This is a genomic window from Micromonospora sp. NPDC049101 (assembly GCF_040648675.1).
Classification (GTDB): Bacteria; Actinomycetota; Actinomycetes; order Mycobacteriales; family Micromonosporaceae; genus Micromonospora.
This window is the reverse complement of the sequence record NZ_JBEZED010000036.1, coordinates 1-11,679: the sequence shown is the minus strand read 5'-3', so window position 1 is coordinate 11,679 and position 11,679 is coordinate 1. Positions and strand designations below refer to the sequence as shown.

Sequence of the window (11,679 nt, the reverse complement as noted above, 5' to 3'; positions counted from 1 at the left end):
CTCGGCCGACGCCGACGCCGACGCCGACTTCGACTCCTCCGACTCCGACCCGGCCGCACGCGGCTCGGTCGACTTCGACTCCAGCTTCGGCTCCGACTTCGGCTCGGTCGACTCCGGCTCGGTCGGACCCGACTCGGTCAGCTCCGACCCGGTCGACTTCGGCTCGGCGGGACGCGACACCCCCGCCTGCGGCTCGGCCGGCTGGGGCGTCTCGACGGCCGGCTCCGGCGTCGCGTTGGCCGGCTCAGCTGGTGCACCATCGGAGGCGGAGGGCGTTGCGACCTGCTCTGGCACGGGGGTTCCTTCCGAGGGGTGGATGAGCAGACGACACCGTAACGATCATTGATTTCCGGTGTCGTCCCGCCCGCCTCGTCCGTTCAGTTATTTCCCACAGTCGCCCGCATGATCCAGTTCACACCGTCACTCAGCTCGTCGGGGTGGGGCTCGGCGTGCCGGCCGGTGTCGCGGTCGGGTCCGCCGAGGGCTCGTCGGTCGCCGTACCGCCTGCCGTCGGCGTGCTGGTCGGCGTGCGAGTCGGGTCCGCCGTCGGGGTGGTGGTCGGATCCGCCGGCGGCGAGCTGAACGCGGGCGGCGCCAGGTTGGGGTTGGACCCGGCCGGACCGCGAGGGCCGAAGGGCGCCCGGCCCACGCAGTACGGGTACGGCCGCAGCAGCGGGGCTCCGTAATCGTTGACCGGACCCTCACAGTCCGGGTAGCCGAGGCGGATCGGATTGCCGTCCTGGTCGAAGAGCCGGGCGTTCTCCACCAGCCGGCCCTCACCGTCGTAGACGAAGACGTCCCGGACCCGGCTGTACTGGCTGTCGACCGAGGTCTGGTCGTAGTAGTAGTCGTTGCCGTGCCGATTCTCGGCGTCGACAAGCCCGACGAGCGCGAAGACCACCAGCACCGCGCTGCCCACCTGCACGACCGATCGTGGCCAGCGGGTCAGCCGGGCGGAGCGGCGACCGAGCCAGATCGAGGCGAGGACGAAGCCGACCAGCATGAACAGGCCAGCCAGCAGCTCGCCACCGAAGCGGGGCAGCAGACCAATGCCGCCGCCGCTGCTGACCACGCTGACCAGCATCGCCGCCAGGTAGCCGCGCAGCACCCACCAGCCGGGGCGCAGCAGGCGGAGGAAGTCGCTGGCGTGCGCGTACCCCAGGGGTGGACCGAGCCGGGTGTCGATCGCGCTCAGCCGGCCGCGGGCCCGGACCAGCGCGGCGGCGACCCGCTGGTCGAGGTTGCGCCCACCGCCGCCCGGTGCGGCACCGGCCGCGGCGCGCAGCTCGGCCGCGTACGTCTCGGGCTCGCCCAGCCGCTCGACGAGGGTGCCCTCGGCCTCGGCGGCGACCTCGGTGAGGTGGTCAGCAAGATCCTCGGTCAGCTCGTCGCGTTGCGTGGGCGGCAGGTCGGCGAGAGCGGCCCGGACCCGCGCCACGTAGTCGGTGATCTCCTGCTCCGTGACGGTCATGCCGCCAACCCCCGATCGTCGAGCAGAGTGTCCATTGTGGTGGCGAACGAGCGCCAGAGCTTGCCGGAGCGGGTCAACTGGTCACGCCCCGCGGCGTTGAGTGAGTAGTACTTGCGGTGCGGCCCGGATTCGCTCGGCACCACGTAGGTGGTGAGCAGGCCGGCGGCGAAGAGGCGGCGCAGCGTCCCGTAGACCGAGGCGTCTCCGACCTCTTCCAGGCCGGCCTCACGCAACCGGCGCAGGATGTCGTAACCGTAACCGTCCTCCTCCCGGAGCACGGCCAGGACGGCCATGTCGAGCACGCCCTTCAGCAACTGTGTGGTGTCCACGCAATGCACACTACTGTGCAATGCGAAGTACCGTCAATGATCTCGCCCCGACACGCCGGGCGCGAGCGGGCGTGATCGACTCGGCTTTCAGGAAGCCGGGGCGTCCCGGCGACCCGGACACCGCGACTTCAACGAGGACGAGTTGATCAGGTGGCTGGCTGGAGACTCCAGGCGATGCCGTCGAGGATGTCGTGCTCGGAGGCGACCACCGACGGCATCCCGGCCCGCTCCATGATCACGCGGAGCACGAGGGCGCCCGCGCCGATCACGTCGGCCCGGCCCGGGTGCATCACCGGAATCGCCAGCCGCTGCGCACGGGTCTGGCCCAGCAGATCCGCGGTCACCCGGGCGACCGCCTCGTACGACACCCGGGCGTGGTGGATGCGCTCCGGGTCGTACTCCCGCAGGCCCTGGGCGATGGCGACCACGGTGGTGACCGACCCGGCGAGGCCGACCAGGGTGGCCGCCTCGCGGCCGGGCACCACGGCGAGCGCCCGGTCCACCGCCGCCGCGATGTCGGCCTGCGCCGCCGCGACCTGCTCGGACGTCGGCGGGTCGCCGGGCAGGTGCCGCTCGGTCATCCGGACACAACCGATGTCCACGGAGATCGCCGCGCGCACGCCGTCGGCCCGGTCACCGACCACGAACTCGGTCGAGCCGCCACCGATGTCGACGACCAGGAACGGCTCCTTCGCGTCGGCCGGCAGGCCGCGCACCGCGCCGGTGAACGACAGCCGGGCCTCCTCGTCGCCGGTGACGACCTCGGGTGCGACGCCGAGGGTGCTCCGCACCATCTCGGTGAAGTCGTCGGCGTTGGCGGCGTCCCGGGAGGCCGAGGTGGCACACATGCGAACCCGCTGTGCGCCCAGCTTCTCGATGTCCGCCGCGTACGACGACAGCGCCACCCGGGTCCGTTCGATCGCCTCCGGCGCCAACCGGCCGGTGCGGTCCACACCCTGGCCGAGCCGGACGATCTCCATCCGCCGGGTCAGGTCGACAAGCGGCGCCGGCGACCCGGTGGACTCCTCGGGCAGGTCGGCGACAAGCAGTCGGATCGAGTTGGTCCCGCAGTCGATGGCCGCCACACGCGTCGTCACGGCAGCAACCTTACGGCAGGACGGGCGGGCGCCCCGCCGCTTGCCGGATGGCCGAGCCGCCGGACGAGCCGCTCGACAACTCCGCGCCGAGCGCGGTCAGGTGATGCCGAACCGCCCCGCCCTCCCGCTCGCTGGCCACCAGCCCGGCCGACCGCAGCGCGGTGGCGTGCTCCGAGGCCGAGGAGAGACTGATCCCGACGGCGCGCGACAGCACGGTGGTGGTCATCCCGCCCTCGTTCGCCAGCCGGCGCAGCACCAGCGCCCGGGTGGCGCCGAGCAGCCGACCGAGGGAATCGCCCTCGGTGGTGGCCCCGAGCGCGGGCAGCACCGTCGGATAGACGAGCAGGATCGGGTGACCGGGCTGAACCAGCACCCGGGGGCGGGGTCCGGCCAGCGGGGAGGGCAGCAGGATCAGCCCGTGGCCGGTGCCGGGCAGCTCCCCACTCCACCACGTCCGCACCTCCAGCACCGGCTCCCGCCACCGGATCGCCGGGTGCAACCCCGCGAGGAGGCCGTCCAGGCCATGCTGCGCCAGCCGCTGGCTGGCACAGGTCACCTGCTGGCGGTACGCGGACGTCAGATCCGGCCAGAGCGGTGCCAGGACCGCCTCGAACCAGGTGCGGACGGCCCCGCCGAACAGGTCCAACACCTCCGGATCGGCAGCCGCGAACCGCCGCCGCAGCGGGGAGCTGGCCACCTGCGCGTACGCCTCGATGGTCTCGACGCGGATCCGCTCCGCGGGGGTGGCCCGGATCGCGTCCAGGCCGGCCTCGACCGACTCCAGGCCGGACAGTGGGGTGACGAAGTCCGGCAGCCGCCCCCGGGCGGGCAGCAGGTGCCGCAGCGTCGCGGTGGCAGCCTGCGCGTCGCCCGTGCCCTCCACCGCCGCCGCCCGCTCGGCCAACATCGGTGCCATCGCCGCGACCGTCGGGTCCCGCAGCCACTGGCCAGCCAGCAGTGCGGTGCCGACCGGGTGCAGCCGGTCGGCGAACCGCACCCGGCAGAGGTCGGCCGGCCCGAGCTGGAGACGAAGCATGAGGGACAGCCTGCCTCCCTTCGCCCAGGGCCGAAAGGGTTGATCCGTGAGCGGGCCGCCTCCAGAGTGGACCGCAGGTCTACGGGGGGTGGCCGAAGTGCGGCGAATGATGGCGGTGTTAACGGGGCTCTGCCTCATTGTCATGGTTGCGGCTTGCGGTGAGCGGGGGCGGCCCGCGCCGGCCCCGCCCTCCGCGTCCAGCGAACCCCTGACCGCAGGCGACCACGACCTCACCCTGAGCCACAACGGCCAGGACCGCACCTACCTGCTGCACGCACCATCCGGGTACGACCCGAGCCGATCGCCCGCGCTGGTCATCGCGCTGCACTTCTATCCCGGCAGCGCCACCGGCATCCAGGAGCTGGCCGGCCTGGACGCGAAGGCCGACAAGGACAACGTGCTGGTGGCCTACCCCGACGGGGTGAACGGCGGCTTCAACGCGCTGGTCTGCTGCGGCAGCGCGGACGACGTCGGCTTCCTCACCGCCCTCACCGACCACCTGGTGCGGACCTGGCACGCGGACCCGAACCGGGTCTTCCTCACCGGCATCTCGAACGGCGGCGACATGAGCTTCCGGGCGGCGGTGGAGAGCACCGGCACGTTCGCCGCGATCGGGGTGGTCAGCGGTGGGTACAGCGGAAAACTGACCACGGCCGAGAGTTACGTGCCGAAGAGCCCGGTCTCCGTGATCACCTTCATCGGCGGCCAGGACCAGTACGCCTCGACGTTCCAGACCGGCATCAAGACCTGGCAGCAGCGGCTCTCCTGCCGGCCGAGCCCGAAGGCGTCCGGGGTGCCGGGCGTGACGCACACGGTGGCGAGCTGCGCGAACGGCAGCGAGGTCAGCGTCTACACCCTGCCCGAGATGGGCCACAGTTGGCCGGGGGCGACGATCGGGTCGCTCGCCGCCTCCTCCGCGGGGCTGTCGGCCACCGACCTGATGTGGGAGTTCTTCGCCGCGCACCCCCGCAAGGCCTGACCTACAGGCGCAGCAGCATCCGGGTGTTGCCCAGCGTGTTCGGCTTGACCCGCTCCAGGTCCAGGAACTCCGCGACACCCTCGTCGTACGAGCGCAGCAGCTGCTCGTACACCGGTTGCGGCACCGGTGCGCCGTCGATCTCCTGAAAACCGAACGCGCCGAAGAACTGCGTCTCGAAGGTGAGCACGAAGATTCGGGCCACCCCCAACTCCCGGGCCGCGTCGATCAACTCGCCGACCAGCCGGTGCCCGATGCGCCGGCCCCGACAGACCGGATCCACCGCGACCGTGCGGATCTCGGCCAGGTCCTCCCACATGACGTGCAGCGCGCCGCAGCCCACCACCGTGCCGTCGGAGGGGTGGACCGCCACCCGGAACTCCTGCACCTGCTCGTAGAGGGTGACCGTCGCCTTGCTCAGCAGCCGCCGGTCGTTGGTGTAGGTGTCGACGAGCCGCCGGATGCCCCGCACGTCCCCGGTGCGGGCCCGCCGCACCACGATCTGACTCTCGGGTGCCGAGGACCCGGCCGGCGCGCTCATTCGCCCGCCGGGACGTCCACGCACGGACCGGCCGCCCACCAGGGCTCGACCAGCTCCAACGTCTCGTCACCGAACGGGTTGACGCCGGGGCCGGCACCCAGCGCGTGCCCCAGGTGCACGTGCAGGCACTTCACCCGGCCCGGCATCCCGCCGGCCGAGATACCGGCGATCTCCGACACCTCGCCGATGGCCTCGCGGCGGGCGAGGTAGTCCTCGTGCGCGGCACGGTAGTGGGCGGCCAACTCGGGATCCGTCGTCAGCCGGTCCGCCATCTCCTTCATCAGCCCCGCCGACTCCAGCCGGCTGCACGCCGCCGTGGCCCGGGGACAGGTCAGGTAGTAGAGCGTCGGGAACGGCGTGCCGTCGGAGAGACGGGGAGTCGTCTCCACCACGTCCGGGAGCCCGCACGGGCACCGGTGGGCCACCGCCCGGGTGCCCCGGGGCGTGCGGCCGAGCTGCGCGGCCACCGCGGCCAGGTCGGCCTCGGTGGCCGGCTCGCGCTGCGGCGGAGGTACGGAATCCGCCGCCGGCTTCGACGGTGGTACGACAGTCACGGTGCCCATCTCTCCTGGTGCGCTGGTCGGTGGATCACTTACCCGGTTGCTGGCTGTCCGCCGCCCGCACGCTCGACCAGAGCGTGTCATACCAGGTCACCGGCCCGGTCGGGGCGGCCGCTCCGGCCGACTTCCCGGCGTCCCGGGCGGCACCCTCCGCGTCGTGCAGCACCACCATCATCTTCTCGCCCGGGGAGCCCATGAAGAACCGCTCCCGGGCCTGCGTCTTGATGTACTCCTCGTCGTTCCAGTTGGCGGCCTCGGCGGCGAGCTTGGCGATCTCCGCCTCCTGCGCCTCCTGGGCCGCCTCCATCCGCTCGATGTCGGCCTGCTGGTCCAGGTAGACCCGGACCGGGTACGTGTAGGCCAGCGCGAGCGCGATCAGGACCGCGAAGAGCACGGTGGCCCGACCGGTGAAGCGACGGGGGTGGGGTGCGGCGAGCCGCTTGACGGAACCACCGGCGGCGGTACGCCGAGCGGCGGCCGGACGATTCGCGGAGCGCACGCCGTCGGCGCCCCGGGACGCGCCCGGAGCCCGACCAGCGGTGCCGCGCGGCTCGGCGCGTACGCCGGCCTCGCGGACCGATCCCCGCGTGGCCCGGCCACCACCCGGCCGGCCGGACTGACCCGGCCGGCGGGTGGGACGCTGACCACCCGGTGTGCGGCGCTGCTGCATCGTCACACCCCTCCCCCGAGGCTTCCCGTGCTCAGGCCGAACGGTAGCGCGGGAACGCGCCGGCGCCGGCGTAGCGCGCCGCGTCGGCCAGCTCCTCCTCGATCCGGAGCAACTGGTTGTACTTCGCGACGCGGTCCGAGCGGGCCGGAGCGCCGGTCTTGATCTGACCGCAGCCGGTGGCCACCGCCAGGTCGGCGATGGTGGTGTCCTCGGTCTCGCCGGAGCGGTGGCTCATCATGCACTTGAAACCGGCCCGGTGGGCCAGGTCCACCGCGTCCAGGGTCTCGGTCAGCGAACCGATCTGGTTGACCTTGACCAGGACCGCGTTCGCCGACTTCTCCGCGATGCCCCGGGCGATGCGCTGCGGGTTGGTCACGAACAGGTCGTCACCGACGATCTGCACCCGGTCGCCGATCGAGGCGGTCAGCGTCTGCCAACCACTCCAGTCGTCCTCCGCCAGCGGGTCCTCGATCGACACGATCGGGTAGTCACCGGCCAGCTTGGTGTAGTAGTTGCTCATCTCCTCGGCGGACTTCGCGGCACCCTCGAACGTGTAGGTGCCGTTGTCGAAGAACTCCGTGGCCGCCACGTCGAGCGCGAACACGATGTCGGTGCCGAGCCGGTAACCGGCCTTCTCGACCGCCTCGGCGATCAGGTCCAGGGCTGCCGCGTTGGTCGGCAGGTTCGGCGCGAAGCCACCCTCGTCGCCGAGCCCGGTCGACAGGCCCTTCTTCTTCAGCACCGACTTCAGCGCGTGGTAGACCTCGGCGCCCGAGCGCAGCGCCTCCCGGAAGGTGGGCGCACCGATCGGCGCGACCATGAACTCCTGGATGTCGACGTTCGAGTCGGCGTGCGCGCCACCGTTGAGGATGTTCATCATCGGCACCGGCAGGAGGTGGGCGTTCGGGCCCCCCAGGTAACGGAAGAGGCTCAGCTCGGCGCTGCCGGCAGCGGCCTTCGCCACCGCCAGGGAGACCCCGAGGATGGCGTTCGCGCCCAGCTCCGACTTGCTGTCGGTGCCGTCGATGTCGAGCATCTTCTGGTCGATCAGCCGCTGCTCGCTGGCCTCGTACCCGATGATCTGGTCGACGATCTTGTCCTCGACGTTGGAGACCGCCTTCTCCACGCCCTTGCCCTGGTAGCGGTCGGCGTCACCGTCGCGCAGCTCGATCGCCTCGAAGGCGCCGGTGGAGGCGCCGGAGGGCACGGCGGCGCGGGCGACCGTGCCGTCGTCCAGGCCGACCTCGACCTCGACCGTGGGGTTGCCCCGCGAGTCGAGAATCTCCCGGGCGACGATTCCCTCGATGGTTGCCACTAAGTCGCTCCTCGTTGTTGTGATCCGGTCCGTGGGTGGGCCGCGACGGTGCGGCTGAGGCAGGTGTTGAACGCAGCGTATCGGGCCGCGCGAACGGGCACGGCGTCGCCCGCGCACCCGAGTCGCCCCGCGTTGACGGACATTCCCGGATTTCCGGGCGTCAACCGGCAACGGGTTTGCGCTGCGCGGACCAGATCCACCAGGCTGGTCGCCATGCCCGCCGCCTCGACCACTCTCCGCATGCTCGCCGTGTCGGTCATCGCGTCGCTCACGGTCACCGGCTGTCAGACATTCGAGGACGCCGGTGTCGCCATGGGTCGCTCGGAACTCGTCAACGACCTCGCCGCCCGGCTCGACCGGGCGCTGGAGTTGACCTACTCAGCCGACTACCAACTCCCGGGCGGCCAGCGCGCCGCCATCGTGCAGGCGCAGGACCCGGCCAGGTCCGCGTACACCTACCCGGGCGGGCGACTCACCGTCACCCCGGAGGCCATCACCAGGTGTACGACCACCGGCGCCCGCCCCGAGTGCACGGTGCTCGCCCCGCCCACCCCGGGCAGCAAACCCACGGTGACACTCTTCGGCGAGGCCAACCGCCAGGGCCTCGTCACCCCGCCGGTGGTGGTCGGGCTGCTGACCGCCGCCGCGCTCGACCCGCAGGCGGTCATCAGGCAGAGCGACACCACAGTCGCCGGGCACCACGCCGCCTGCGTCGAGGTGCAGAGCTCGTCCGGCGACTTCACCGCCTGCGTGACCACCGAGGGTGTGCTCGGCAGCTTCGTCGGGCCGGTCGACGGCAAGCCGATGGACCTGGCGCTGAGCCGTTACTCCGCGACCGTCGACACGGGCGCGTTCGACCCGCCCACCGGCGCCGGTGTCGTGGACCGTCGCCCCGCCGGCTCGTGACCGACCGGACGGCTGGGCCCACGCCAGGGCGCGGCGCTGCCACGTCCGCGGCACCGCACGACGGGCCGGCAGCCACCGCACCCTCATCCAGCGCACCGCACGACGGGCCGGCGGCCACCGCACCCGCCAGCGGAACCACGTCCAGCGCACCGCGCGACGGGTTTCGGCCGTCGGCCGACCGGAGCCGGCCGCCGGCCCCCGGTGACCTGGCCCTGCCGGTGACCGGGACGAAGCTGCTGACCGGCACCGACGGTCGACCGCTGCGGGTGGTCGACCTGCCCGCCGACACCGACTGGGTGCCGCTGGGCACCCTCGACGGCACACCCGCGTGGGCCACCGACCTGTCCACCGCCGACGGTCTGCCCGGCCGGGCGCGCGGCTGGGCCTCGCTCGCCGCCGAGGTGCCAGAGCCACACGCCACGCTCGCCGGCCGGGCGTTGGCGGTACTGACGTGGCGGCGTACCCACCGGTGGTGCGGTGCCTGCCGTGCCGAGCTGACCGACCTGCCCGGCGAGACCGCCCGACGATGCCCCGACTGCGACCTGTACGTGCCGATGCAGCTCTCCGCCGCGGTGCTGGTGGCGATCACCCGGCCGGGCCCGGTCGGTCACGCAGACGAGCTGCTGCTGGTCCGGCACGCGAACGGGCCGACCGGGCTGTGGGCACTGGTGGCTGGCTTCGTCGAGGCTGGCGAGACACTGGAGGCGGCGGTGCACCGGGAGGTTGGCGAGGAGGTCCGGCTGTCCGTGGACGACCTGGCCTACTTCGGCAGTCAGCCGTGGGCGATCTCCGGCCCCGGTGTGCTGCTCGCCGGGTTCACCGCCCGTGCCGCGGACCCGCACGCCGAGCCGGTGGTCGACGGCGAGGAACTGACCCAGGCTCGGTGGTTCGGCCTGGACGCGCTGCCGGCGGAACTGCCGTCCGCGTACTCCATCTCGCGCTGGCTGATCGACGCGTCGGTGACCGCCCGGCGGCGCTGACCCGCGCGCTGCGCGGCGGGTCTAGATCGCCAGGAGGGTTCTCAGGTGGCGCGGGGGCGGGCAGTCGTGGGCGAGCATGGCGTCGTGCCAGTCGCGGACCGACACGCCGTCCGGGCGGGCGGTGGCGATCTCGGCGACCTCGCTGTAGCCGACGAAGTAGGTGGAGAGCTGGGTGGAGGTGAGCAACGAACGGCGCCACTTGCCGGCGGCCTCGCCCTCCTCCTGGAAACCGCGCCCGGTCATCAACGCCATCGCCTCGGCCTCGGACAGGTCCTCGGCGTGCACCAGCTGGTCGAGCAGCGCGTTGATGGTCATCCGCAGTTGCATCTTGAGCTGCTGCAACCGCACCGGCAGGCCGCCGAAACCGAGCCCCACCATCAGCTCCTCCGCGTACACCGCCCAGCCCTCGATGAACGGGCCGGACTCGGCCAGTGCCCGGACCCGGGTGCCGCCGACGTAGCGGCGGGCGTGCGCGAGCTGGAGGAAGTGCCCCGGCATCGCCTCGTGCACGGTCAGATTCTTGATCATGTGGTCGTTGTACTCGCGGTAGAACGACTCGACCCGGTGCGCCGGCCAGTCCGACGGGGTAGGCGCGATGCAGTAGAAGGTGGGCACGTCCGCGGTCTCCAGCGGGCCGGGCGAGTCGCAGTAGGCCACCGCCACACCACGCGCGAACTCCGGCATCTCCTGGATCACGCACGTGTCGTCGACGAGCGTGACCAGGTCGTGGGCGCGGACGAAGTCGGTGGCGTCGTCCAGGGTCACGCCGGCCAGCTCGACGATGGTCGCGTCGTCCGGGTGCTCGGCGGCGAGCAGGTCCAGCGCCTGGCGTACCGCCGCGTCGTCGGCCCGACCGCCGACCAGCTCGACGGCCGCCTCGCGGATCTCGGCGGTGACCCGGTCCAGGTTGGCCCAGGCGCGGCGCTGGATCTCGGCGGCGCCCAGCTCGGTGTCCAGGGTGTGCCAGAGGCGGGCCTCCCAGCGACGTCGGCCCAGTCGCGGGTCACGGCCGGGGCCGGTGTCGGCGGCCAGGCCGGCCCGCAGCCAGGCGACGAACTCCTCAAGCGCGGCGATCGCCGCGGTCGCCGCCGGCTCGACCCGGTCAAGCTGGCTCGGCGCCTGGGCGAGCAGCGCCGGCAGCTCGTCGCGGATCAGCGCCGCCGTGCCGGTGAACTGCCCGACCGCCGTCTCCGCGTGGATCCGCGGCATGTCCCGCAGCGTCGCACGGGCGGTGGCGAGAGCGTCAGGTACGGCGGCGAGCCGGCCGGCCAGTTGGGTCAGCCGCACCTCCGCCGGGGCGTACGGGCGGGCGAGCAGCGGATGCAGCAGTGGGCCGGGGTTGTGGCGCAACGGATCCCACTCGTGCGACCGGATCTCGGTCAGCTCGAACAGCTCCCGATCCACGAATGAGGTGAGCAGCGCGTGGTCGACCTGCTCGTCGACGTCGAGCGAGTCCGGATCCAGTTCGGACAGCGCGTTGGCCGCGTCGGAGAGCATCGCCCGATCGGCCGTGAGCGCGTCGGCGGAGAGATCCGGCAGCCGGTCGTCGAACCGGTGATCCCCCGCCGAGGTGGCAACCCCCGGCCGCGACTCCAGCAGAGCCTCGACAACCCGCTCAGCCAATACCCCAAACGCTTCCACCGGCCCACCCTACCGACCGGGCCCGTTGACCTCGGTTGATCATGAAGTTATTGCCATCCACCTCGGGGTGGTTTCTAGGCTTCAGTGCAACTGATCTTGGTTGTGGTGGAGGTGCTGGTGGCGAGGCCGGGTGTGGTGACGTTCGGGCATCGGCAGG

At 72.3% G+C, this 11,679-nt stretch carries 12 protein-coding genes and 1 pseudogene; 4 read left to right on the top strand and 9 right to left on the bottom strand.

What is annotated here, in order from left to right; translation table 11 throughout:
* Window positions 1–346 (top strand): annotated as a pseudogene (locus AB0B57_RS32965) (hypothetical protein); the annotation flags it as partial.
* Window positions 347–424: 78 nt separating this feature from the next.
* On the opposite strand, the gene AB0B57_RS32960 reads toward AB0B57_RS32965, so the two are convergent.
* The 4 genes from AB0B57_RS32960 to AB0B57_RS32945 form a co-directional block, all read right to left on the bottom strand.
* Complete coding sequence (locus tag AB0B57_RS32960) at window positions 425–1,471, bottom strand: hypothetical protein (protein WP_357078913.1); 1,047 nt, start codon at window positions 1,469–1,471, stop codon at window positions 425–427.
* Entirely contained in the window at window positions 1,468–1,800 is a 333-nt protein-coding gene (locus tag AB0B57_RS32955; RefSeq protein WP_357078910.1) for a PadR family transcriptional regulator, read from the bottom strand. The genes AB0B57_RS32960 and AB0B57_RS32955 overlap by 4 nt, the downstream gene beginning before the upstream one ends.
* Before the next feature lie 146 nt (window positions 1,801–1,946).
* A complete protein-coding gene (locus AB0B57_RS32950; protein ID WP_357079087.1) occupies window positions 1,947–2,885 on the bottom strand; it encodes a Ppx/GppA phosphatase family protein in 939 nt (312 codons plus the stop codon).
* Between the two features lie 22 nt (window positions 2,886–2,907).
* Window positions 2,908–3,933: a helix-turn-helix transcriptional regulator gene (locus AB0B57_RS32945; RefSeq protein ID WP_357078907.1), complete on the bottom strand. Its 1,026-nt coding sequence runs from the start codon at window positions 3,931–3,933 to the stop codon at window positions 2,908–2,910.
* Window positions 3,934–4,075: 142 nt separating this feature from the next.
* On the opposite strand from AB0B57_RS32945, the gene AB0B57_RS32940 reads away from it, so the two are divergent.
* Complete coding sequence (locus tag AB0B57_RS32940) at window positions 4,076–4,912, top strand: PHB depolymerase family esterase (RefSeq protein ID WP_357078903.1); 837 nt, start codon at window positions 4,076–4,078, stop codon at window positions 4,910–4,912.
* Between the two features lies 1 nt (window position 4,913).
* Here AB0B57_RS32940 and AB0B57_RS32935 read toward each other — a convergent pair whose 3' ends face one another.
* The 4 genes from AB0B57_RS32935 to eno are packed head-to-tail and all read right to left on the bottom strand — an operon-like array spanning window position 4,914 to window position 7,995.
* Window positions 4,914–5,450 (bottom strand): amino-acid N-acetyltransferase, encoded by a 537-nt coding sequence (locus AB0B57_RS32935; RefSeq protein ID WP_357078899.1) that lies wholly within the window; start codon window positions 5,448–5,450, stop codon window positions 4,914–4,916.
* Window positions 5,447–6,004: a DUF501 domain-containing protein gene (locus AB0B57_RS32930; protein ID WP_357078896.1), complete on the bottom strand. Its 558-nt coding sequence runs from the start codon at window positions 6,002–6,004 to the stop codon at window positions 5,447–5,449. Before AB0B57_RS32930 ends, AB0B57_RS32935 begins: the two co-directional genes overlap by 4 nt.
* A 34-nt stretch (window positions 6,005–6,038) precedes the next feature.
* Entirely contained in the window at window positions 6,039–6,680 is a 642-nt protein-coding gene (locus AB0B57_RS32925) for a septum formation initiator family protein (protein WP_357078893.1), read from the bottom strand.
* Between the two features lie 31 nt (window positions 6,681–6,711).
* Window positions 6,712–7,995: a phosphopyruvate hydratase gene (gene eno / locus AB0B57_RS32920; RefSeq protein WP_184181511.1), complete on the bottom strand. Its 1,284-nt coding sequence runs from the start codon at window positions 7,993–7,995 to the stop codon at window positions 6,712–6,714.
* A 213-nt stretch (window positions 7,996–8,208) separates the two neighbouring features.
* On the opposite strand from eno, the gene AB0B57_RS32915 reads away from it, so the two are divergent.
* Together AB0B57_RS32915 and nudC are read left to right on the top strand one after the other, a co-directional pair.
* On the top strand, window positions 8,209–8,901 hold the full coding sequence (locus AB0B57_RS32915) for a hypothetical protein (RefSeq protein WP_357078888.1): 693 nt from the start codon (window positions 8,209–8,211) through the stop codon (window positions 8,899–8,901).
* Window positions 8,898–9,881 carry an NAD(+) diphosphatase gene (gene nudC, locus AB0B57_RS32910; RefSeq protein ID WP_357078885.1) on the top strand — a complete coding sequence of 328 codons (984 nt, stop codon included), beginning with the start codon at window positions 8,898–8,900 and terminating at the stop codon, window positions 9,879–9,881. Before AB0B57_RS32915 ends, nudC begins: the two co-directional genes overlap by 4 nt.
* A gap of 21 nt (window positions 9,882–9,902) precedes the next feature.
* Here the strand turns inward: nudC and AB0B57_RS32905 are convergent, their stop codons facing one another.
* A complete protein-coding gene (locus tag AB0B57_RS32905) occupies window positions 9,903–11,522 on the bottom strand; it encodes a DUF885 domain-containing protein (protein ID WP_357078881.1) in 1,620 nt (539 codons plus the stop codon).
* Window positions 11,523–11,679: the final 157 nt, after the last annotated feature.

Excerpts from the sequence above, each read along its gene's own strand:
- AB0B57_RS32960 (WP_357078913.1), bottom strand. The coding sequence starts at position 1,471 with ATGACCGTCACGGAGCAGGAGATCACCGACTACGTGGCGCGGGTCCGG.
- AB0B57_RS32945 (WP_357078907.1), bottom strand. The coding sequence starts at position 3,933 with ATGCTTCGTCTCCAGCTCGGGCCGGCCGACCTCTGCCGGGTGCGGTTC.
- AB0B57_RS32940 (WP_357078903.1), top strand. The coding sequence starts at position 4,076 with ATGGTTGCGGCTTGCGGTGAGCGGGGGCGGCCCGCGCCGGCCCCGCCC.
- AB0B57_RS32935 (WP_357078899.1), bottom strand. The coding sequence starts at position 5,450 with ATGAGCGCGCCGGCCGGGTCCTCGGCACCCGAGAGTCAGATCGTGGTG.
- AB0B57_RS32925 (WP_357078893.1), bottom strand. The coding sequence starts at position 6,680 with ATGCAGCAGCGCCGCACACCGGGTGGTCAGCGTCCCACCCGCCGGCCG.
- AB0B57_RS32915 (WP_357078888.1), top strand. The coding sequence starts at position 8,209 with ATGCCCGCCGCCTCGACCACTCTCCGCATGCTCGCCGTGTCGGTCATC.